Source organism: Leptospira inadai serovar Lyme str. 10, from assembly GCF_000243675.2.
GTDB lineage: Bacteria > Spirochaetota > Leptospiria > Leptospirales > Leptospiraceae > Leptospira_B > Leptospira_B inadai.
Map to the genome: position 1 here is coordinate 646,980 of NZ_AHMM02000015.1, position 21,442 is coordinate 668,421.

At 45.2% G+C, this 21,442-nt stretch carries 20 protein-coding genes; 11 read left to right on the plus strand and 9 right to left on the minus strand.

The features are described from left to right. Positions 1-2 precede the first annotated feature (2 nt). Both LEP1GSC047_RS06775 and LEP1GSC047_RS06780 read left to right on the plus strand, forming a co-directional pair. Positions 3-1,298 carry an oligosaccharide flippase family protein gene (locus LEP1GSC047_RS06775; protein ID WP_010411370.1) on the plus strand — a complete coding sequence of 432 codons (1,296 nt, stop codon included), beginning with the start codon at positions 3-5 and terminating at the stop codon, positions 1,296-1,298. After that, complete coding sequence (locus LEP1GSC047_RS06780) at positions 1,295-2,749, plus strand: hypothetical protein (protein ID WP_010411368.1); 1,455 nt, start codon at positions 1,295-1,297, stop codon at positions 2,747-2,749. The genes LEP1GSC047_RS06775 and LEP1GSC047_RS06780 overlap by 4 nt, the downstream gene beginning before the upstream one ends. On the opposite strand, the gene LEP1GSC047_RS06785 is transcribed toward LEP1GSC047_RS06780, so the two are convergent. From LEP1GSC047_RS06785 to LEP1GSC047_RS06800, 4 genes are read right to left on the minus strand one after another with little or no spacing between them, the layout of a single operon-like run. Further along, positions 2,746-3,645: an ATP-binding response regulator gene (locus LEP1GSC047_RS06785; RefSeq protein ID WP_010411365.1), complete on the minus strand. Its 900-nt coding sequence runs from the start codon at positions 3,643-3,645 to the stop codon at positions 2,746-2,748. The genes LEP1GSC047_RS06780 and LEP1GSC047_RS06785 overlap by 4 nt on opposite strands. A gap of 55 nt (positions 3,646-3,700) precedes the next feature. Continuing rightward, complete coding sequence (locus LEP1GSC047_RS06790) at positions 3,701-5,086, minus strand: PDZ domain-containing protein (RefSeq protein WP_010411362.1); 1,386 nt, start codon at positions 5,084-5,086, stop codon at positions 3,701-3,703. Continuing rightward, positions 5,083-6,570 (minus strand): S1C family serine protease, encoded by a 1,488-nt coding sequence (locus LEP1GSC047_RS06795; RefSeq protein ID WP_010411360.1) that lies wholly within the window; start codon positions 6,568-6,570, stop codon positions 5,083-5,085. The genes LEP1GSC047_RS06790 and LEP1GSC047_RS06795 overlap by 4 nt, the downstream gene beginning before the upstream one ends. Further along, positions 6,563-7,450, minus strand: coding sequence for an LIC11113 family protein (locus tag LEP1GSC047_RS06800; protein WP_010411356.1), 888 nt, complete (start codon positions 7,448-7,450; stop codon positions 6,563-6,565). The genes LEP1GSC047_RS06795 and LEP1GSC047_RS06800 overlap by 8 nt, the downstream gene beginning before the upstream one ends. Before the next feature lie 257 nt (positions 7,451-7,707). Here LEP1GSC047_RS06800 and LEP1GSC047_RS06805 point away from each other — a divergent pair, with 257 nt between their 5' ends. From LEP1GSC047_RS06805 to LEP1GSC047_RS06820, 4 genes are all read left to right on the plus strand, one after another. Further along, the gene (locus LEP1GSC047_RS06805) at positions 7,708-8,556 is read left to right on the plus strand and encodes a sulfurtransferase (RefSeq protein WP_010411353.1); all 849 of its coding nucleotides are present in this window, start codon (positions 7,708-7,710) and stop codon (positions 8,554-8,556) included. A 116-nt stretch (positions 8,557-8,672) separates the two neighbouring features. Beyond that, a complete protein-coding gene (locus LEP1GSC047_RS06810) occupies positions 8,673-9,101 on the plus strand; it encodes a thiol-disulfide oxidoreductase DCC family protein (protein ID WP_010411349.1) in 429 nt (142 codons plus the stop codon). Between the two features lie 417 nt (positions 9,102-9,518). Continuing rightward, entirely contained in the window at positions 9,519-10,337 is an 819-nt protein-coding gene (locus tag LEP1GSC047_RS06815) for a M23 family metallopeptidase (protein ID WP_052580639.1), read from the plus strand. A 5-nt stretch (positions 10,338-10,342) separates the two neighbouring features. Continuing rightward, entirely contained in the window at positions 10,343-11,152 is an 810-nt protein-coding gene (locus LEP1GSC047_RS06820; protein ID WP_010411344.1) for an HAD family hydrolase, read from the plus strand. Between the two features lie 247 nt (positions 11,153-11,399). Here the strand turns inward: LEP1GSC047_RS06820 and LEP1GSC047_RS06825 are convergent, their stop codons facing one another. After that, the gene (locus LEP1GSC047_RS06825; RefSeq protein WP_010411340.1) at positions 11,400-12,242 is read right to left on the minus strand and encodes a Rossmann-fold NAD(P)-binding domain-containing protein; all 843 of its coding nucleotides are present in this window, start codon (positions 12,240-12,242) and stop codon (positions 11,400-11,402) included. A 54-nt stretch (positions 12,243-12,296) separates the two neighbouring features. After that, the gene (locus LEP1GSC047_RS06830) at positions 12,297-13,031 is read right to left on the minus strand and encodes an RluA family pseudouridine synthase (protein ID WP_010411338.1); all 735 of its coding nucleotides are present in this window, start codon (positions 13,029-13,031) and stop codon (positions 12,297-12,299) included. A 98-nt stretch (positions 13,032-13,129) separates the two neighbouring features. On the opposite strand from LEP1GSC047_RS06830, the gene LEP1GSC047_RS06835 reads away from it, so the two are divergent. Continuing rightward, entirely contained in the window at positions 13,130-13,744 is a 615-nt protein-coding gene (locus LEP1GSC047_RS06835) for a helix-turn-helix domain-containing protein (RefSeq protein ID WP_010411335.1), read from the plus strand. 15 nt (positions 13,745-13,759) lie between these two features. Next, positions 13,760-14,767: a hypothetical protein gene (locus LEP1GSC047_RS06840; protein ID WP_010411332.1), complete on the plus strand. Its 1,008-nt coding sequence runs from the start codon at positions 13,760-13,762 to the stop codon at positions 14,765-14,767. Between the two features lie 118 nt (positions 14,768-14,885). On the opposite strand, the gene LEP1GSC047_RS06845 is transcribed toward LEP1GSC047_RS06840, so the two are convergent. Next, on the minus strand, positions 14,886-16,376 hold the full coding sequence (locus tag LEP1GSC047_RS06845) for a sodium:proton antiporter (protein ID WP_020988402.1): 1,491 nt from the start codon (positions 16,374-16,376) through the stop codon (positions 14,886-14,888). Positions 16,377-16,604: 228 nt separating this feature from the next. Here LEP1GSC047_RS06845 and perRB point away from each other — a divergent pair, with 228 nt between their 5' ends. After that, a complete protein-coding gene (gene perRB, locus LEP1GSC047_RS06850; protein ID WP_010411327.1) occupies positions 16,605-17,066 on the plus strand; it encodes a peroxide-responsive transcriptional repressor PerRB in 462 nt (153 codons plus the stop codon). Here the strand turns inward: perRB and lpdA are convergent. Together lpdA and LEP1GSC047_RS06865 are read right to left on the minus strand one after the other, a co-directional pair. Beyond that, positions 17,056-18,474 carry a dihydrolipoyl dehydrogenase gene (lpdA, locus tag LEP1GSC047_RS06855; protein WP_010411324.1) on the minus strand — a complete coding sequence of 473 codons (1,419 nt, stop codon included), beginning with the start codon at positions 18,472-18,474 and terminating at the stop codon, positions 17,056-17,058. The two genes, perRB and lpdA, sit on opposite strands and share 11 nt — an antisense overlap. A 508-nt stretch (positions 18,475-18,982) precedes the next feature. Next, positions 18,983-19,726 (minus strand): class I SAM-dependent DNA methyltransferase, encoded by a 744-nt coding sequence (locus LEP1GSC047_RS06865; protein ID WP_039934388.1) that lies wholly within the window; start codon positions 19,724-19,726, stop codon positions 18,983-18,985. A gap of 67 nt (positions 19,727-19,793) precedes the next feature. On the opposite strand from LEP1GSC047_RS06865, the gene LEP1GSC047_RS06870 reads away from it, so the two are divergent. Both LEP1GSC047_RS06870 and LEP1GSC047_RS06875 read left to right on the plus strand, forming a co-directional pair. Beyond that, entirely contained in the window at positions 19,794-20,909 is a 1,116-nt protein-coding gene (locus tag LEP1GSC047_RS06870) for a hypothetical protein (protein WP_010411316.1), read from the plus strand. Continuing rightward, positions 20,900-21,412: a chemotaxis protein CheX gene (locus tag LEP1GSC047_RS06875; RefSeq protein ID WP_010411313.1), complete on the plus strand. Its 513-nt coding sequence runs from the start codon at positions 20,900-20,902 to the stop codon at positions 21,410-21,412. The genes LEP1GSC047_RS06870 and LEP1GSC047_RS06875 overlap by 10 nt, the downstream gene beginning before the upstream one ends. Positions 21,413-21,442 lie beyond the last annotated feature (30 nt).

Here is a 21,442-nt window from a genome sequence, read left to right on the forward strand (position 1 = left end):
GAATGTCCCGACTATCGGATACCTTGAAAGTTTTTCCGGAAGCGATTAGCCGCCTCCGCACTTCGGGGTTCTTACGCTCCTTTTTTTCGGTAGGGGGTTCCAAGGTCCTTGCGTCCCTCTTAAATTTCGTATTTATGGTCTACTCGGTTCGAATACTGAGCAAAAATGAAAACGGTATTTTTCAATACTACTCCGGATTTCTGCCGATTTTGCTCGCCATCGCGGAGTTCGGACTGCCCACAGCGTTGGTCAAATATCTTTCTCCGTTAACGGAAGATAAGAAAAAAATCGGAGTATTATTAGCCTCATCCTTGTGGATTAAATGGGGCGCCTTCGCCGCGTTAGCCGTCATCTCGGGTGCGGCCGGAATTCTGCTTCACGAAAATGCGTTAGTGGTCTTTTTGCTCGTATTCGGAAGTTTTGTTCTTTCGTTTAATACGTATTTCGAGAGTATTTTCGTCTCTTTCGGACAATATCAATCACTCTCGCTCTGGTATCCTCTCCCCAATCTTTTTCGGTTAACGATATTGTACTTTGCCGATCAGTTTACGGATCGAGCATTAAATAATCTAGATATACTTGGGATCTTTACTTCCGCTCCCGCTCTAACCATCGTACTTTTCTTCTTTTTGTTTCCGAGAGAAAAGTTGAACTGGGTGGGTGAGAAAGAGGAGATAAGGATTCAGACCCGGGAACTGGCCTCCTTTAACAGATACGCTTTTTTGGCGTCTTTGTTTGCGATCGTGTCGGACAGGATGGAACTATTCTTCCTGAATCGTTACCACTCCAACGATGCCGTCGCCTCGTACGGAACCGCCTTGCAACCTTTCAGCGGGTTCGTGATCCTTTTTTCGGTTCTCAACTCGATGATCTATCCGAAACTTTCCAGGCTGACGGAAAACGGCGAGTTCGCAAAATTTCTAGGCAAATCGATTCTAATGGCAAGCGGATTGGCCCTGCTTTTAGGACCCTGGGTCTTGCTTTCGGATTGGGTGTTCGCGGCCTTATTTTCAGGTAAGTATCCGGAATCCGTCCCGGTTTTTCAATTATTGTATCCGAATTATCTTTTGCAATTGGTCTTTTCTCCGCTTGGAATGGCACTCTTTGCCTTGGGTCAACCGAGAATGCTGGCTCTTCTCGCATTAGTCCGATTGGTTTCCGGTTTGATATTGGACAATTTGTTGATCCCGGAATACGGAACTATGGGAGCCGCCGGCGCGTTTTTCTTAGGACAGATTCCGTCCTGGCTTCTTTTAAGCGGGTATTTTTTGGCCTATTACCGGCCGTCGAGTAAGTGAGTATTCCTAGATATATTCAATTTTTATCCTGTAGTTTGCTCGTAATCGCATGGACCAATACGAGCGCGGATTCGTATCCTAAATATCGAATGGACGACGCTTCCCTGTTGTCGGATGGAAATATTCGAGTCCGTTCCCTGGGACGTTCCGCGCAGACTCTGGAAGATCCTCCTAAATATAAGTCCTGGTCCGGTTTTTATACGTCCCTGTATTCATCCGGTCGAGGATTTTCTCAAAAAGGAGGAGTTCAATCGGACGCAGCCGCAAAAACTTCCGCAAAAGCTTCGCTCAGCCCCGAGTTAGGATGGATCGGCAAATCGACGACTTGGGAAGGTCAATTTCTCGTATCACCGTATCTTACTTACATGGTAAAGGATGATTCGCAAACCAAGATTTATCGCCTAACGGATGGAGAGGCGATCGGCTCTCTTTCCCTGAGGCTCGGTGGAGTCGGCTTTCGAGCTGAAGGTGGGCGAGGTTTCCAACGATTAGATAGCGCGGGTTTTCTTTTTGCGAGTATCGCTAACTATGCGGAATTCGGTTGGTCGGTTCCTTCTTGGAAAATACGCGGGGGTTTTATCGGATTGGAATTTCAATCCCAGTTTTCTTATTTGCCGAGAGATACGACTCAGTCTCCTCTCCGGGTAAAGGGCGGGGATTTTTTATGGGAGCCGGAACATATTATAAAATCCTTACGCTTTTTCTACTACCAATATTCCGAGCCTAGACAGGAACCGGTGAAAGCCAGTTATTTTCAAACTGCGGAACCGTTTCGCGCTTACGGGTTTTTTAGATATTCCGGAATCGAATGGGAATTTCTAAAATTTAAAGAAATGAAATTCGACGGCTCCGCCTTTCATGTGGAAGGGCGAAGAGAAAACGGAACGGATGCATTCAACTCGTACGATACTCGTCAAGCAACGAACGCTTGGATGGGAACGCTTTCGGGAACGCTTGAGTCGGAATCTTATTCCGTTTTTGCAAGAGTATTGTATGCGACAAAGGATAGAACGTTCAGAACGGATCATGATTCAAACGGGTTCGCGGGAATTAAGGGTGATCCTAGGGGCTTTCTGGCTCCCGTGTCGATTTTATTATTGCGGGACTTTCAAGCCAAGCAGGACTCTCCTTTTTACGGAATAGATTCCGTTCGAACGCCGAATTATGAGAACTCGGGAATGCAGTATTACCAAACCGGTATTCGAAAGGAATTGGACGGGGGCTGGAGCATGACTTTGGCTACCGGGATAGGAATTTCCTATATCGGTCGCGGCCTCGAATTGATTGCGGCGGGAGGCTGGAAAGGAGAACTCGGATATTTGTTGTTAGGTGCCGCTTATGCCTGGGTTAAACCCGGCCAAGACGAGTCTTATATTCTGGACGAAATTAGAAGACCAATCGCGGTGCGCGAATATTTTAGATGGTATGCAAGTGCGGGTATAAGGTTTTAACCCTTAACGGAAACGGAAGCCTGCAATTTCTTGACGAAAGTGACCCGATTGCCCTTTCCGTTATATTCCAGAGAGTCGACGTTCATTCGGACTAAAAAGATTCCTCGTCCGGATAGTTGGCTCGCGTTAGGATCGTTTACCGGATCGGGGACTCGATCCGGGTCGAAACCTTCCCCTTTATCTTCCAAGATGACGGTTACTTGCTTGTCGTCGTAATGGACTTCCACTTCGATCCATTCTTCCTTGGATTCGCAGATATTATCCACGTAGGAGAAGTAATCGTTTTCCTTAAACATCAATTCCTGTTTTTGATGATAGGAAATTCTAGCGCAGCCGTGTTCTATGGCGTTTCCGACCAATTCGTAAAGGGAGACTTTGAGAGAAAGAAGGTCGTCGCTATGAAGTCCCGGTAAATGAGAAATGGAGCGCAGAATTAAATGAACATATTGATTAAGATTTCCTAATCTAGGAATTAATGCGAATTTCTGTCTGGATTCCCGAACCTGAAAAAACCGTTTATCTACTAAATCTTTTCCCGCGTAAAAAAGATTTCGGAATCGAAGCAGGGAATATCGGATCGCTTCCATTCGGAAGGGTTTTAGGAAAAAATCCACCGCTCCCAATCGAAGTGCGTTGATGGATATTTGGATGTCCTGGTTTCCGGTAATGACTATAAAGGGAGTTTCCACTCCTTTTTCTCGAAGTTTCGTTATTAACTCGATTCCGTTCATTCGCGGAAGTCGGATATCCGTGATGATAAGATCGAACGCGTCCGAGTCGGCAATTTCCAGGGCCTGCTCTGCGGTTCCTGCAAGCGTGAGTTCATACTCGCTACCGAAGATTTCCTGGAATAAATCCCGGATAACCTCCTCATCATCTACGAAAAGGATTTTCATGGAAAGTTCCGAATCCAAAGAAAATCTCGGAATCGAGACTTAGTCAAGAATTTTGTCAATCTACGTTATCTAGGGTGTCCAAAGAATATAAGGACTTTATACGGGTATCGAGTTCCTTTGCTTCGTCTTTTCCGAAAACCACGATTCGATTTCCCGAAAACCGAAAGACGTAAAAATCATCCTTGGTATCCTGCAGTAAGGCTTTTAGTCCTTCGATAGAATCCACCGTTTTATCATTCACCGACTCTAAGATAAGATCCTGGAATTCTTGGTAGGAACGGTTTTTCTCATCCGGAAACGTTCTGGAGAGTAGGACGATTCTTCTTTTTTCCGGATGAAGTTTTCGTGAAAAACTATCCGCCAAATATACTAATTTTCGTTCCGCGGAAGATTTATATTTTTCTCCGAATTCTTTCAGGTATGCGCGAGTGAATTCCGTAAATAAGAGACCGCCGGAAATCAAATATCTAGGAGCTCCTTTGTCGATTCGTTCGGGTATTAGGAAGGAATCCTCACTGTACGGTTTCAATCGGTAAATTACCTCTCGTCGACGTCCGTCCCGGTATAAAACCAAATCCACCGAATCCCCGGTATTCAGGGTCGCTCCGTGTCGAGTAAGAATAAGATCGTATAGACGCTGTTTATCTTTGGAAGCGACCGAAATTCCGTTGATGGAAAGAATCGCGTCTCCGGGAAACAAATTATGCATAGGGCCTATTCCGGGAAGGACTTCCGATACGACCACGCCCACACTTCCTTTCGGAAAGTAATAATTTTCCTCGGCCGGAGTCAGACTCGTATCCGCCGCGAATCCCGGGTGAGGAAAGGGGGAAACGGAGGAATATCGGTGGGTGTAAAATCTGCGCAGTAGATCCGAACCTGCATTCCAAAAACCGTCGGTGAAGCCGCATACGACGCCGTGAGAGAAGAGAAATTTTCTTACGGATTCGCCTTCCTCTCGCTTAACAATTTTGGTTAATGGAAGCAAAGTCTTGGAATTATCCAGACTTCCCCATTCTTGATTCGTAAAGTACGAGCCGCAGGCTTTTGATCCGCGATGAAGGTGCTCCAGATAAGAAATGGGGATTCTTTTTCTAGATCTGCCCACGTCTTCGGGAAGAATCAGAATTCCTAAACCGGTTTCCACGTCCACTTTCTCGAAATAGGCCTTACGACCGGCCGATTCGTCCGGGTGGAGTTCCGCAAAAAGAGGGATATCCCCCGGTTTCAGGAGGGCTAAGGCCGTTCGTTCATCCAACCGGATCGCAGGAATCCGTTTTTGAAAAGGGATTCCTTTTTGAAACGGATTATGATGCGAGTATTTTCTGAAATGTACTAAAACCGAAAATTCTCCGTTCGATCTCGCTTCGATGAAGAGGGAAGGAACGAAAAATAGGATTAGAAAAGTATAAACGGATCGTAAAACGAGGCGAAGTTTCATTTTTCCTCCTTGTTTCCGTTTGGGCGCACGTCGAATCGTTTTTTGACTCTTGCGTCGATGGTTCGGATCGTTTTCGCATCCAATATCATCGGTAAACCCACGCCCCGAAATTTTAAAACGATCGTACTGTCCGAATATTTCCTCCATAATTCCTTAAAGTCCGCTAAATCGGTAGGCGTCTTTCCGTTGATCGATTCTAGAATCTTAAATCGATAGGATAGGTATTTGGAATTTAAAGGGTCCGGAAAAAGGGTTGTGAGAATCAGATCCCGTTCCGTAAATCGGAAGAGCTCGTCTTGTATAAAATAACTATAATGATAACGTAATGCGGCTTCGATTCTCTGGCTTTCCTTGCCGAATAAGGCCCGATTTACCGATTGGAACATTAGCCCGCCGCCTACGAAACTTTTGGCGTCCCTATCACGATACATGTCTAAGGATTTGGTTTTCTTTAATTGGGTGGGAACTTTGAAGTGTTTGCCGTTTCGATAAAAGAAAAGAGTCAGGGTTTCTCCGATAAAATGCGGCTCTATCAAATCGACGACCGTTCTCCCGGTAAATTCCAAAAGACCTCCTTCGTTATTCAAAAAAGCGTCGTCTATCTTATACAAGAAATCATCCTGCTTTAAAACTTCCGAAAAAGAAGAATCCGGATAAACTTTATTGATTAAGATTCCCTGTAAGCCTGCCGGGACTTTTAAATATCGCTTTAAAGACTCCGAATTTCCGTTTTGAAACGTGAATCCTGCATACGGAAATCCGTCATACGAACCGTCCTGAACGTCCTTTAAAAAGTGGAGAACGATTTCCGGAGGAATGAGATATGCCGTGTTCCCTTGCAGCTGGCTGACCTCGAATGTGATTCCCGCAACCTGACCGTTTTGAACGGCAGGTCCGCCCGAATAACCCGGAAGAATGTTGGCAGTGACCCGAATGACCTTCCGATAATCCAGGCCGGTAAACGAATATCGAAGCCGCTCGACTCGATTCACGACCCCGTTTTCGAGGGTAAGATTCTCGTCCCCCTCGGGATACCCAAGCATCAATAAATTACTTCCTAAGGAAGGGGATTCCTCCGCGATTTCCAGAGGCTCGATTCCCATAAAAAATTCGTCGTCCGCCACTTTTAAGAGAGCAAGATCGCAATCGAAGCCCAAAAACTCCACTTGAGCATCGTAGTATTTTCCGCTATTATAATGTTTTACTTTTAAAAATTTGGATTCCGCCACTACGTGAGCGTTCGTTAAAATTCTATTCCCTTGTATGATGAAACCCGAACCCACGTCTTTCGATAAATCCTGATCTCCGAACTCGAGAGGATCGGAGGGATCGGGATAACTATCGCTTCGAACGATCACCACGCTGCCGAACAGATTTTTAAGATCTTGGTTGCCGTTCTGCGTGTTTTGCGTGGAAACGGATTCGGGAAGAAATAGGAGGGCAGAGAGGGCCAGGTAGATTGCAGAATTTCGAATATTATTCATGGAATAGCTCGGCTTCGGACCAGACGATTTTATCTTTTTCGATGGATTGAATTTTGAGTTTCGCGAGAAAGCGTTCCCCTTCCTTTAGGCTTTGGGAAGGTTTATTATCCAGCACTAGATTCCCGGAAAAATCCGCTCTGATTCTCACCCAAGAATACGGTGATTGAGGAATACAACTGGCTTGGAAGGAAAAATAAATAGCCTTGTCCCAGTAAAAATCTCCGTCCTTACCCAAGAAAACTAGGGGGCAGGAAGAATCGAAGAAAATTTCCTTTCCATCCGGAGCCGGTCTGTAAGCAGGACGTCTTGCGATACTAAAAAAATATTGTAATCCCAAGTTATCGGCAGGCTTTTCAGGGAGTCGGGGTCGTTTATTCGGTTTTTCTAAACGTTCTGCGGATGAATCTGACGGAAGGTCTTGGGCGGAAAAAGACAGATCCCAATAGACGACTTTACCGATTTTCACCGGACCTTTTACTCGAATCGAATCGATCGAATCGGGATCGGAAATCGTTCCCTTACCGGAGTAAAAAAAACCGTTCAGAATTTCATCCTGGCATTTGATCGAAAAATACTGTAATCCTTCAAAGTCGAGAGTCTTCGATAATTTGCATGGACGAATATTTACGTCCGGGTGAGATTGAAACCAGGCTTTCAGCGGTCGTGCGTCTTTTTCCTTCGAATATTTTTTCCAACCGTCCTTGAACTCGGGATCATCCAGCGTACCGGTTGAGGAACTTTGTAAAGAGCCGGTTTCCGCTAAAAGCGAGAAGTTACGGGATGGAGATCGGTCCCAATCCCCTGCCGAAAGAATAAAAATCAGGAATAGACAGGTCGGAGTGACAAACGACTGGATAATTTTACGCACCGGAAGATTCACTGTTATAGAGTATCGGCTTCGGAAAAACTGTATTTTACCGAACCGCCTCAGGAAGAAAAAAATCGCAGCATTTTTCTTCCTTATGTCGCGAATTTTTCTCTTTCCGAAAAAAAAGTTAAACTTTCGAGCGGGACTTTGGAATATGGTTAAAAGTAAGTTTAGAATACTTCGGATTCCATCGAATCGTTTTCGAATTTTCCTCTTACTCTCTCGAACTTCTAGGTTCGAATTCTATAACAAATAAACGGTAGTGTATCTTGTCCAATTGGAGCTTTTTAAAATCAGACCTGTCTGATCAGGACTTATTAATCGATTGTCGTTCCCAGGCGCAGTACCAGGAAGCTACTCTGAAAGGAGCATACTATTTTCCTTTCGTGAAGAAGGCTTTCGCATCGGACCCTGAATCTTTCAAGAAGATGCTGGGACCCTTGGATGAAATTCTCGCTTTGGCAAAGAAAGAAGGGAAGTCCCGTATTGTCGTATTTGACGAGGGGATGGGCATGTTCGCCGCTCGCTTAACTTTGCTCTTACGGTCGGCCGGTTTTGTGCATACGTATGTTTTAGACAAACGTTGGCCTGTGGAAGAAGGAACCGAAAAGGGATCGAGGGAACTCGATTTCGGTCCCGCTTCCAAGATTCGCAAATTGGAAGGAATCATCGATAAGGCCTTTCTGGAAAAAAATCTAACTCGACTGCAAATATTCGATACTCGGACTCCAGAGGAATATGAAGGCAAGCTCCCACGCCTTACCGCCCCAGAGCCTGGAAGCTTATGCGGTCGTTTGCCGGGTGCTTTTCTTTGGGATTGGAGAATGTTATACGATCCCACCGGCGATCTAGTCGATAAGACATTCTTTAATAAAAAACTTCGCGGGTTCCCGTTTATGCCGGAACGCACGACCGTTATTTATGATTATAACGGAGCGAGATCCTCCCTTTTGGCTTTGATGTTAAAAGAAGTCGGATACAATGACGTAAACGTTTATATCGGCTCCTGGTTTGAATGGAGAAAATCCAGCTTACCGAAGCAGGCGGTGAATATTTACGGTCAGGCGGGGGGAGCCGGAGCGGCACCCAGAGTCGGTGGAGCGGAACGAAAAAACTAAGTCGGCTGTTTCGCAGCATCGATCCAAGAGAAATGGTACTAGGTTTTCATCCTCGTTTTTTAACCTATATTGTTCGCGAGATACATTGCTGCAGCAATAGGGTCTAATAAGTTGGCATGGCGTACGCACCGCTTGAGTTGAAAGATTATACGATCGTTTTTTTTGACGGCGTATGCAATCTTTGCAATGCGAGCGTTACATTCCTCATCGACATAGATAGAAAGAAGCGCTTGCGTTTCGCGAGCCTTCAATCGGCTACGGCCCAATCTTTCTTATCCCCGAGCGAATCCGTCGATCTCTTAGGAGAGGACGCGAGCATTCTCCTGTATACGCAAGGCAGGATCTTCCGGAAATCTAGAGCGATTTTAGAGATTCTGCGAGTGGTCGGATTTCCGTGGAATCTTGGGGTTGCCGGAATCATGATTCCGTCACCCGTCCGAGACTGGTTTTATGATTTTGTGGCCAAACGCAGGTATCACTGGTTTGGAAAATCCGATTCCTGCAGAGTTCCCACTCTAGAACTCCAGGAACGATTCTTAGAGTAAGTCGCTTTTCCCCTTTTTGATCTGCATCTTTCGGATTTCGTTTTCGGAAAGAGAGTAGACAACTGCCTTTATTTTTACTATATTATGTCGCATATCTTTGCTTCTTACGAGAAAAATCGCAAGAATCCATTTTACAGAGAGGATCGGTTCAAAAACCTGGAGTTAACGCTTCCAATTTTAGGGAAGCGGGCGCTCGCTTTTATTAAAAACTGTTAAAAATTTATTAAATAGAATGAAAACCGAAGAAATCTTATCGAAAACATATGATTTTAATGCAAAATTTGGCCCAATTGACCGATCGCAAGGATCCGAGACGAGAAAAATTCTTGTCCATGGACTCCGGCCAGGTAGGATAGGCTGAACTTTCGGAAATTTTCTGCCGATCCTAGAAACAGCCTTCGTTTTTTAGGAAGCTTTTTGGCAGTGCATAAAGGAAAGGACCAAATGAAAAGTAAAATCCGCCTAACGATTCTGGGGATCCTAACCCCGCTTCTACTAGTTTTTGCACTCAAATCTTTTGCGAATCCAAATTTAGAAGAAGTAAAAATCGATAATCAATATATCCAAACGTACCAAGGAAGAGAAGGAATTTGGATCGTCACCGGAAAGCTGAAAGACTCATTGGACGATTTATATCATAAATTCGGGACATCCGAATTAGAAGTTCGAGTTCTGAACGGAATTCATGACTCGGGAAAAATTCCCGCTTCCGAGCCCGTATTTTTTCCCTACAATACGAATTATACCCGAAACCTTCTCTTGGAAGACAAGGGACGGGAAATATTCAATTCCGATTCTCGGGAGCTTATCTGGCCTCTTAGTTTTAAACATTCTCGCGTAACGTCCCGACTTGGGAGACGCTGGAACGCCCTGCATGCAGGAGTGGATATCGCCTGCCCGAACGGATCTATCGTCATTGCGGCCGCGGACGGATTAGTCGTTGATTCTAAGAGGGACGGCGGTTACGGTCTAAGAGTCGTGATCCAGCATCCTCAGATCAACGGAATCCAAACATTATACGCTCATAATTCTCTTTTGTTCGTAAAACAGGGAGATAAAGTAAAGAAGGGGCAGGTCCTTGCGCTTTCCGGTAATACCGGTCATACGACCGGTCCTCATGTGCATTTTGAAGTGCGTTACCAGAACGTAGTCTTAAATCCGGAACATTACTTACCACCGTTCTTGGCGGACAGAGACTCTCAAGTCGCCATTGCCAAGGAAACGATCCAACAGTAAGCTACTTGTCCGAAACGTTTTGGTCCAAAGAAGCAAGTTCCTTTTTGCGCGGAATTCTAGATCGCGCGGAACCTCTCCGTGTTATATTCGATTTCGATAATACGTTAGTACGGAACGATTTTGGAGAAGCCGTCATGAACGAGCTTCTTCGGCAAGGTCTTCCTTGGATCTCCGATATACGTCCTTTTTTTGCGGAACCTGCGACAGCGGATCGCCTGGAAAAACTACGCAAATCCGATCCTTCGTCTTTTCAGAAAGAAGCCTGGGCGGCCTATGATACTATTCATGAAACGAAAGGGTTGGAAGTCGCTTACCGATGGTCGACCTGGATTTTTTCGGGTCGCTCGAATCTGGAATTGAGAAAAACCGCCCGAGCAATCTGGGAGCAAAACCGAAGTTCCGAAACCGACCTGGCGGTAAAACCGTACAAGGCTCTCTTTGAACTGATTCTTGAATTACGACGCATAAATGCGGATATTTGGATCGTGACGGCTTCGCCCGAAGGAGTCATCCGGGAAGTTTCCGGTCATTGGAGTATCCCGGAAAATCGGGTTTTGGGTGTGGAACTTGCGGAGGAAAACGGGATTCTTTCGCATCGCGTCGTGGAACCGTTCACGTACGGAACCGGAAAGGTCCGGAAAATCATGGAAGCTACGAACGGGGAAGGATACGATATATCCTTCGGCGATACCGAAAACGATTTTGCATTACTGGAAAATTCCAAATTACGGGGGATTTTTCTGGATCGGGGAAAAGGGAAAATACCTCCTGCGGGGTCATTAATCCAGCCGATCGGAGATTGGTCCGTACTATGACAAAAGCCTGGTACTGGTTTTAATTATAATATACAAAATATCTTATATACTTGAGAGCCGGGAACGATTCCAGGGGAATTCCGAAGCGAGGATAGGATTAACTCTTCCATTAGTTGTGCATTAATTCCTTGGACCAGCGGGGTTGAACCACGTTTTGTCTAGGTAGATATTCTTGAAAAGCCGGTTTAATATCGATGACCGGAGTGCCGTCAATGGACCGTTCCGATAGGGAAAATCTTATATTCGCTCATCTTTTTTTGAGATAGTCGGGCATTTGCGGCAGCGAATTCTCCGTCCAAACCCAAGCACCGACGAGCGCTAGAATCGGAGCGTCTTCTCCTTGCAGGATTCTTAATAAAGCATCCTTTAAATCCTTCGGCTCCGTGAACCGATAGGGGATGGAGAGAAAATCCTTCCGGAAATTTTCCTTTTCCTTTTTTTGAATATAATCGATGAAAAAGTCCGAAAATTTTTTCCCCGAGATCTTTTGCTCTTCGATTAGTTTTTGCAGATCGGGATGGGATGTGGATTTCGCTAATCTCTGGAGTATAATCGAAATTCCTCTTGCGCTTTGGCTTAAAAATGTCCCGGCTCGGATCATTTTTCGAGAGGCAGGTTTTTCCAAGGCCCATTCCTCCATTTTCTTTTTTATGAAGGCCAGAGAACCGTAATACGTAAGCAAATAGGGTAAATAGTAGAAGGCCGAGTATCCGATCGTCAGACGGGGAGATAATTTTTTTTCCAATTCCACCATCGGATCGAAGCAGAATTTCAACCCGGATTCGATGTCTTCGTCCGGCGTCTCGGATGCAGGGTATCCTAATTTTCCGCGGGCCGGAGTATAGATTAGAATGTCCACGGGATCTTCCATTTTTAAAGCTTCGATTATTTTAGAGACGGCCTCATCCGGTTCATCCAGTTGAATTTGTTTCAACGTTTTATTCGCGCCTTCCACATCCTTGTCTCCGGAAGTCGTTGCGATGATTCTCCAATTCCGCCCCGAGATTGTCCGGTCTTCGTTCAATCCCTGGATGGCGCTTTGGCCGGCGGCCCCGGAGCCTCCCACAATCAGTGCGATGGATTCGGACATTCTCTCCTCCCGTCGATCGCAGTACCGCGACCGGAAAATATCGTTCCAGAATATTCAATTAGGGAGGGAAATTCCAGGAAAAAAGGAAAGGTATTTTTGAAAATCATCCGGAAGCGGCGAAATAGCCCTGGCAAAAATTCCTTCCTCCGTTTTGAATTTTAGAAGATAAGAATGAAGTAAAGAACGGTTTGGAATCGGAACCGTTTTTTTTATCCTGAAATCGCTCGGAGTATAAACGGTATCGCCTAAAATTGGAAATCCTGCAGCCGCGATTTGGAACCGAATTTGGTGTCTTCGTCCCGTTACCAAGGCGGCTTCAAGAATGGAGATATTTGAAGCTGTGTTAGTCGATAAAATCTTAAAATCGGTGATCGCTTTCTTTCCGCCGGATCGAACGGCTGTTACACGACCTTTGCCGTCCTTCAAGAAACATTCTTCTCGAAACGATTTCTCCGGAGGAATTCGATTAACAATGCACAGATATTTTTTTTCCGCCTGGGAAAGGATCTCATCCGCTTCCTTATTTTTTTCCGGATCGGTACAAAATAAGACTAAGCCGGTCGTATCCAAATCCAATCGATTCACAAGTCTAAGATACGGAAGTTTTTCCTGGGCTTGGACTAGATCGGCGAAGTTTTTTCGATGCGGATCCAAGGTCGCGTGAACGGGAAGGCCGGCAGGCTTCTCAGCTATGAGTAAAAAACTTCCTCGGTAGCAAATTTTCAGAGCTTGCGAAGGCTGTTCGGAAGTTACCGATCGCGAAGAATTTGATTTTTCCCGGAACGTCATGCAAATCCTAGGATCAGAAATCCTATCTTCTTGTAAACCTGTCCTGTTTTTATGGAAATTAGATTGACACACTTTCCGTTATATTGGATGAAAAAGGTATGAACCAGGCCGATGCGGAAGAATTAGACGGAAAAGATCTCGTCTCCAGCGAACATATTACGGAAGTCGTAAAAGAAAACCTTAAATTAATCCGCCATACTAAAGGTCTCTCGCTCGATAAATTGGCTTCTCGCTGCGGGGTGAGTCGGGCAATGCTGTCTCAAATCGAGCAGGGTAAGAGCGTTCCTACGATCGCCGTTCTTTGGAAAATCGCCAACGGTTTGAATGTGCCGTTTAGCGAACTGTTAAAAGAAAAAGGAACGGACGGAGTTCTCGTTTTAAAAGCCGAAAATACCAAGATTTTATATTCCAGTTCTAAAGTTTTCTCTAGCCGGGCTTTGTTTCCTTTCTTAGGAGGAAGAAGAACCGAATTTTACGAATTGGTTTTGAAGCCCGGAGGAATCGAAGTTGCGGAACCTCACCAAGCGGGAACCACCGAGAATTTGGTGGTAGTATCCGGAAAATTAAGACTCCGGGTGGCGGACAAGGTAGTGGAGCTCGATACGAAAGATTCGGTGTTTTTTAGAGCAGACGTTCCTCATGAATACATCAATCCGACGGATAACGAAACTTTGATGTATCTGGTCATGGATTATAGGGACGAGGTTTCCTGAATTCGGTGCGGATCCTTGAGATCTAAAATTTTAGCGTTAATCGCGATAATCGTCGTTTGTTCGGATCTGTTCGCGGAATCCGAGGTCGAGACCAAACCTTCCGCTTCCGGATATTTCGGAGTCGATCGATACGAAGAGCAGATTTCCTGTCACAAAGAGGACTGCATTCAATATACGTTGGACGATTTGAACGAGAAAGGGGGAAAGTCCGAGCTGAAGAGACTTCTTTCGGAAAACGTAGGTAAGGTTTTCATAGACACTGTATCGAAACGATTGAAGCTCGGAGACGACGGCTTGGAAGATATTAGGGATTTTTTATTAGAAATCTCTAAACGTGACGGTAGGGTCGCCGTCGAGAAATTGCATATAGCCACTCGCGGATTGGAAATACCCCAACCGCCCCTGCTCAAGGACGTCGGATTTGTGGGATGGAACGTCTTCAAACGGGTGTATCGCGGAATTTATTATAGGCCGACCACCAATTATAACGCGAAAGTTTTGTACAACCCTACGACGGGAAATATCGCGATGGTTTTCATCGTGCATAAAAGATACGGAGATATTTGCGAAACGGTATTCGCTTCATGCAACGAGATCGAATATCTGGACGAAGATACGTTCGATCTACAATTATCCACCGCTATTAAGGAATCTAAAGAAAAGGGCCTTCCCGTGCGAGTGAATTTCAGGCAGGTCGAAGCGACCCTTCCCGAAACAAGATTGGAATGGGACAATCTAAAGAATATGGGTCGCTCCGCTAGAATGTATAAATGGTTGGCCGCGGCGAAAGATCGGGACGTGAAACCGGTAGTGAAATCCAGATTTCTTCCGTTGCAGGCGGCTTTGACCGTCATCGATTATTCTCTTTCCGTTTACGATTGGATAGGAAAATACGTGATGTATAAGCCTGCGACCGATACGAATGCCGAAGTCTTGTATACGGAAAAAATAAATCCGGAAGGGAAAGTTTCGCGTAGCCTACATTCCGTCGTTTTTGCTCCGATTCCTAAATCTTCGGAATAAGTTAAGCTTACTGCAATCGACCGATGTCTTTCCGGATTCCAGGAAGGCGTAAAAAATCCTTCCGTCCCCCCCTGTGCTGAGGAACGGAAGGATTTTTACGTACGGGATTCTTCTTCGATCAAATAAAAAAGATGAACGTTAATAGAATGAAGGTCGGGATCAGCAATGCCAAGGAATAAAGGACATATCCCCCGAAGCTAGGCATCTTGATATTGTTTTCCTCCGCTACGGATTTAACCATAAAATTCGGAGCGTTACCGATGTAGGTTAAGGCCCCCATAAATACGGCTCCGACAGAGATGGCCTTTAATAAAGATTCTCCAAACGGGTCGGATAGGATTTGATGCATATCTGAAAATCCTAATAAACCCTTGGCTAACGAAACGAAAGTCAGGTAAGTGGGGGCGTTATCCAGAACGCCCGAAAACAATCCGGTTACCCAAAAGAAATGCCAAGGCTTCGTTACGCCTAACTCTTTTCCATGATGCTCCAGTAGGAGGAGCGCCGGAATCATGGTAAGAAAGATTCCGATGAATAGATATGCGACTTCTTGAATCGGTTGTAGAGTGAATTTATTTCTTTCCCGTAATTTCGGATCGGACGTGAATTTGGAAGCAAGAATGAGTAAAATTAGTACTGCTTCTCGAAAGAATCCTAGATAATGATTTTCCTTGATTGCCGGTATGTAATGGTCATTAATGTAAGCGACGGATAAAACGACGCCTAAAAGCCAAATCAAGTTAACTTGACCTTCCAAGCCGATCGGCTCCTTGTTGGCGATATCGCGTTGGATATCTTTCTTGGTTTCCTTTCCGTGCATTATCGTGTCCCAGATAAAGTAGATCACGAGCAAAATGATCGAGGCGATGAGCATTTCCGGAAATAAGCCGAAGGTCCAGGTAAAGGGAACTCCTTGCAGGTATCCCAAAAATAAAGGCGGATCTCCTAGCGGAGTAAGCGATCCTCCGATATTCGAAACGAGGAAAATGAAGAAAATCACGGTATGAACGACATGCTTTCTTTCCGAATTTGTCTTTAAGATCGGACGGATCATCAACATGGATGCTCCTGTCGTTCCGATAAATGAGGACAGAAAGGTTCCTACGATTAGAAAGATGGTATTGTTGATCGGAGTGGCTTCGATGTCTCCCTTTAAAACGATTCCTCCCGAGATGTAAAAAAGCGATGCGAGTAAAATGATAAACGGGATGTAATCGAATACCATCGTATGATATATTTTTCCGCCGCAATTATAAGCCAAAAGGACTCCGAACGAGACTCCTCCCAATGCCAGGGCAAGTAGTAGCTTATTATTATTATTTTCCCACCAATGTGCCGTGGAATGCGAGATCAACGGTAAGAGCGCGATGCTTAAAAGGATCAAGATAAAAGGGATGACCGACCAAAACGGTAAGTCGCCTCCTAAGCCTTCGTGGTGTGATGTCGGATTCGAGTCGTGATGCTCTACAGGAGATTCCGGTGCAGTCGGAGTCGATTCCGTTTGAGCCAAATTTTCGCCGGACTTCCCAAGTGTAGAGTTCTCGGCTCCGATAGCCAAAGGTAGCAGCAGAGTAAAGATTAAGATGGAATTAAGGATTTTGTTTCTCATTCGTTCCTGTCATTTCCGAAGATTTTTGGTCACGTTATAGGTCGGAAGAATCCCTTTCAAAGGAAAAACCCAAATGGCGCCGTTTTTTCTTAGGGTTTTTTGGATTGCGGAATTCCAGACTAATCCAAAGGTTTCCTTAGATTAGCGGGAAGTGGGCGATTTTTGTATAAGATTCGGTGTGAAACGACCGTCTTATATTATAGAGACCTTTTTAAACGACTTTGCACAATGAATCATTTCGGTAAGAAGAATAACTACTGCCTCACTACGGATGAGATCGAAATGCGGCTTAAGTCCGTTTCCATTCAGCCTACGATGCAACGAATTTCAATTTGTCAGTATGTTCTTTGCGAGGCGGATCATCCCACGGCGGAGGAAGTTAAGGAATGGGTGGATAGCCGATCATTTAAGATGAGTTTGGCTACCGTCTATAATACCTTGAACGTGCTCGTCTCCGCCGGTCTTCTCCGTGAATTTAAATTTTCCTGTCTTGGAAAATCAGTCTATGATAGTAATATCGACGACCACTACCATTTTTTCGACGAGACCACGGGTAAATTTCACGACGTAGACGCATCGTTGCTCAGCCTCGAATCTCATTTGCCGACCGAATTCAAAGTGAATAAAGTGGATATTCTTTTTTCGGGTACGATGGATTCCGGTAAGAGCGACGCAATTTCTATAGATTAATCGCTTCTCCCAATCCTTGGGCTGCGGCTTCCATGAGAGCTTCCGAAAGAGTCGGATGCGCGTGAATTCTTCCGGCGATTTCTTTCAAGGTCAATTCCGATCCGATTCCCAAGTTGATCTCTCCTAATAATTCGGTCACATTCGGTCCGATCAGGTGGGCGCCTAATATTTCTCCCGTCTTCTTATCCGCTACTAATTTCACCATCCCTTCCGTATCTCCTAATGCCTGAGCACGGCCACTGACCCGAAACGGAAATTTTCCTGTCGCAATTTCGAAACCGGCTTTCTTCGCTTCTTCTTCCTTGTAACCGACGGATGCTACTTCCGGATGGCAATATGTGCAAGCGGGGATTTTACCGTAATCGACGGGCTCATAAACGAGGTTATGTGGGTTTCCTTTTACGATCGATATGGCCTCCGCCGCTTTGACTCCTTCCATTGAAGCTACATGCGCGAGCAGGGGAGCTCCTATGCAATCTCCGATCCCATATATATTCGGTACTTTACTTTTATATTTAGTATCCACCTTTATGAATCCTTTTTGAAGAAAGACGCCGACCTCTTCCAAAAATAATCCTTCGGTGTTGGGAACGACCCCGATTGCGACTAGAACTTTAGAAAATTCCTGCCGTTCTCCGTTTGCGGGGAGACCTTCTCCTTTTAATAATAGTGAGACTCCGTTTGCTTCTAGTTTCGGCTCGGTGACTCCTACGTTCGTGAGTATTTTAATTCCGCGTTTTACAAAAGATCGGTTCAGTAAGTTTGAAATTTCGGAATCTTCTAACGGTAGAATTCTATCCTGCAATTCGATAAGGGTGATATCCGTGCCCATCGTCGAATAAAAGTCGGCAAATTCGGCTCCGATCGCGCCTGCTCCGATAATGGCGAGAGATTTGGGCGCGCCTTCTTGGATCATCGCATGCTTGCTGGATAGAACTCTTTCGCCGTCGAAAGATAGATCGGGAAGTTCTCGGGGACGCGCGCCGGTTGCAATGATAAAAAATTCGGAATGAATTTCTTCCTTTGAAGAATCGGGGAGCCAAATGGTATGATTATCCTTAAAGACCGCGCTTCCTTTCTTTACGGAAATTTTATTTTTCTTCATGAGAAAGTCGACGCCATTTGCCATCGTATCGGCGACACCGCGGGAACGTTTGATTATCGCCGGAAAATCGGGTATCGCTCCTGTGACGTTTAGGCCGAAGGTCTCCGCTTTTCGTATCGATTGGAGAAGATGCGCGGACTCTAACAAGGCTTTCGTGGGAATACATCCCCAATTCAAACAAACGCCGCCGAGTTTTTCTTTTTCAACCAGGCAAACATTCAATCCTAATTGTGCGGCTCTGATCGCGGCAACATAACCGCCCGGACCGCCGCCAATCACGGTTACGTCAAAATTTTCGGCCATCTGCTTCCTCCAGATTCAAAGATCGCAAATAGAAAGTTCAATGGGAAGGAATTTTTTGTACAGAGGACAGAGGACAGAGGACAGAGGACAGAGGACAGAGGACAGAGGACAGAGGACAGAGGACAGAGGACAGAGGACAGAAATTATTTCTATTTACCTGGCAACAATTTTTTTAAAAACGAATTATGTTGGAACTCCTACACCGAGAAAAAGGGCAGAGGAAAAATCCAATGTTAGGGGAGTTTCCGTGTTCTATAGAAAGATTCTTGCGTTATAGTAGATCTTTCGTCTACCCCTGCCGCCTTTTCAACATCGCGCAGCTTCTGTCTAGCGCGAGCGAAGCGAGCGCGTCTGTCTTCAGTCCTCTGTCCTCTGCGTGGGAGTTCCGTCACAGAGAAAGGAGGGCCGAAGAAAGATCCACTGTTAGCATAAGAATCTTTCTCTAGAACATGGAAACCCGGCTCGCCGATGTTCAGTCTTCAGTCGTCTGTCCTCTGTCTTCTGTACGCTATACGCTTTTTTTCTTGAGTACTAAGATCATACGGCTGGCGTTACTGCGGAATTTTACTTCGTTATAATTGGAATAAACGTGAAGAATTTCCATTCGATGTTTTGAAACCATTCGCTGGAATTCCGTAAGAAAATAGGCGCGCATTAAATGCTTATCTTTGATCTCTTTGGAATTCAGATTGTAAATGTAGTTCACTTCCACCACGGTGGCTTGGTCGGCGCGAACCAATCTAAAACCGCGATTTCTTTGAATGATCGTATTCCGCGCTTTAGTCTGGGAAACGGGCGCAATCGCCTTACGTTTTATCTTCCTCAACGGTTCCGCATTCCAAACTTCCAGGACTGCTATACCGGCCGGTTTTAGATTCTGTTCTAGATGTTTAAGAGCCGCTTCGACTTCTTCATTACTTAACAGATAGTTAAACGAACCGAATAAACTTATAATTCCGTCCAATTGCTCGGCCGCTTTATACGTCTGCATGTTTCCCACTTCGAATCGACAATGTGAGTAGCGTTTTTTGGCAACTTCGATCATTCGGGCGGAAGAATCGACGCCTTTAGGCCTGTATCCGAGGCCCTGGAAATGAGTTACGTGCTCACCTGTTCCGCAGCCAAGATCTAAAATATTTCGAATTCGATGCTTTCTGAAGAGACGATCTAGGAATTGAGTTTCAAGGTCGAATTTTCTGGTATTCTTTTCAATATCGAAGTAGTATTCCGCGAGTTCCGAGTATAGTTTCATGGAAAAATCATTTGAGCTAGAAGGAAGTCCGCCCGTTACATATAGTAACGGAACGGAGTCCGTCAAAATGCAATTTTTCGGGGATTTTTTTCTATTTCTTTCCACCTTTCTCGTTGCCGACGAAATTTCCTCGGTATTGATCGATGGGGAAGTCATCGCCCTCGCCGGGATTTCGCTTACCATGCTTACAGTATTCGGATTTGTGGTTCGGAATAACGTTGAAAAACGGGAGGAAGCGAATGGGCAATCCAAGGCAAGGTCCCCACTAGAGGAAGATCCTGGAAAGGAATTGGACGGAATTCCTTCTTTAGAAACGGACCGTTCAACGCCTGGCATTTCTACAGCATCCGAAAATAACGAAAGGGAAATGTTCAGGGAGGAAGACCGGCTGCCGGAGATTCTACAGGAAGATATAGACTCGACGCCGGTTTGTTTTCATTTTCCCGTGAAAGGCCAGGTCTATGAAGTATTGCAGGACTTTTTGCGCGCATTACCCGAGGGAGATCATTGGGAAGTTCATTTATACGCGCCGAATCGAAAATTAAGTCCTGCCGCGACGAAAGAAGGAAGCATGATCGTGTTCCAGAGCGGGTTCCCGGAGGAAGTCGCGGAGAATCGTAACGCCGTATTGTGGAAACTCGAGTGGGAGGGTTTGCGCATAGGGCAGGTGTTATACGTATCCCGATCGGAAATAAATCTCAACGTTTCGACTATCACACCGTTGTTGGAATCGATTACCGAAAGGCTCGCTTTGGCGGCAAAGACCGAGGATTACGAAACGGGTTGGTTCTCTCATTTATCCTTTTGTAATACTTTGGAAAAGGAAAGAGTCGTAGGAGATGAGCCGAAAATTCTTCTGTTTATAGAATTCCGGGGAGCGGAAGGACGGTTGCTTCCGGCATTGAAAAGTTTCGGAAATTGGTGGAAAGAGAAGTACGGGGAATCCGCATCCCTATTCCGAATTCGAAATCACCGGGTCGCCGCTTTTTTAACTTCCAAAGATTGGATGGCATTTCAAGAGGCTCTTCCGCTCGTAATGGAATTTCTGGGATCTTCGGATCTTTCTTTGAATGTGGGGGCCTCGGTCCGGATTCGACTCGGTGACAAAGATTGGGAGTATAAAGCCAGAAAGGCCTTATACTCGTCCGTTACGGAAGGTTTAAATCGTTTAGTATGTCTTTAAATTTAGATCCCTTACTCGACGAAAAATTCATTCTTACGATCTCTCAGATCTTTCCGGAATTTCTGGACAAAAATTTGGGAGTTCATGCCGCAAGAGAGGCCTTTGGTCCTTCCAAGAACGAGGGATTCTGTTACGAAAATTGTACGTCCGTAGAATTCAAAGGAGAAGCGGAGGGTCGATTGTTCTTAGCGATGGACGGTTATACAAAATTAAAATTATTGCCTAAGATTGCCCGCTCGTTCCATATCGATCCGACGATTCGAAGTCATGCGGCGTCTATCATGCTTGAGTTTGCCAATCAGATCTGCGCCGAACTCATTTCGGAAATGAAATTAGGCAGATTTAAAATCGACATATTACCGCCGGAAAACCTGAATCATAAATTGGTCCCCGTCGATTTGGAGCATTATAGACAATATATACTGATCTACTTTTTAAAAGATGAAAGTGCAAAACAATATCTTGGAAGAATCTATCTGATTCTTCTTATGAAAAAATATTAATTTAAAAGTCTTTGGACGGTTTCTTTCACT

Bases quoted from the DNA above. Each gene is read 5' to 3' on its own strand.
- LEP1GSC047_RS06775 (WP_010411370.1), top strand. From the start codon at position 3: ATGTCCCGACTATCGGATACCTTGAAAGTTTTTCCGGAAGCGATTAGC.
- LEP1GSC047_RS06785 (WP_010411365.1), bottom strand. From the start codon at position 3,645: ATGAAAATCCTTTTCGTAGATGATGAGGAGGTTATCCGGGATTTATTC.
- LEP1GSC047_RS06790 (WP_010411362.1), bottom strand. From the start codon at position 5,086: ATGAAACTTCGCCTCGTTTTACGATCCGTTTATACTTTTCTAATCCTA.
- LEP1GSC047_RS06795 (WP_010411360.1), bottom strand. From the start codon at position 6,570: ATGAATAATATTCGAAATTCTGCAATCTACCTGGCCCTCTCTGCCCTC.
- LEP1GSC047_RS06810 (WP_010411349.1), top strand. From the start codon at position 8,673: ATGGCGTACGCACCGCTTGAGTTGAAAGATTATACGATCGTTTTTTTT.
- LEP1GSC047_RS06825 (WP_010411340.1), bottom strand. From the start codon at position 12,242: ATGTCCGAATCCATCGCACTGATTGTGGGAGGCTCCGGGGCCGCCGGC.
- LEP1GSC047_RS06830 (WP_010411338.1), bottom strand. From the start codon at position 13,031: ATGACGTTCCGGGAAAAATCAAATTCTTCGCGATCGGTAACTTCCGAA.
- LEP1GSC047_RS06835 (WP_010411335.1), top strand. From the start codon at position 13,130: ATGAACCAGGCCGATGCGGAAGAATTAGACGGAAAAGATCTCGTCTCC.
- LEP1GSC047_RS06845 (WP_020988402.1), bottom strand. From the start codon at position 16,376: ATGAGAAACAAAATCCTTAATTCCATCTTAATCTTTACTCTGCTGCTA.
- perRB (WP_010411327.1), top strand. From the start codon at position 16,605: ATGAATCATTTCGGTAAGAAGAATAACTACTGCCTCACTACGGATGAG.
- lpdA (WP_010411324.1), bottom strand. From the start codon at position 18,474: ATGGCCGAAAATTTTGACGTAACCGTGATTGGCGGCGGTCCGGGCGGT.
- LEP1GSC047_RS06865 (WP_039934388.1), bottom strand. From the start codon at position 19,726: ATGAAACTATACTCGGAACTCGCGGAATACTACTTCGATATTGAAAAG.
- LEP1GSC047_RS06870 (WP_010411316.1), top strand. From the start codon at position 19,794: ATGCAATTTTTCGGGGATTTTTTTCTATTTCTTTCCACCTTTCTCGTT.
- LEP1GSC047_RS06875 (WP_010411313.1), top strand. From the start codon at position 20,900: ATGTCTTTAAATTTAGATCCCTTACTCGACGAAAAATTCATTCTTACG.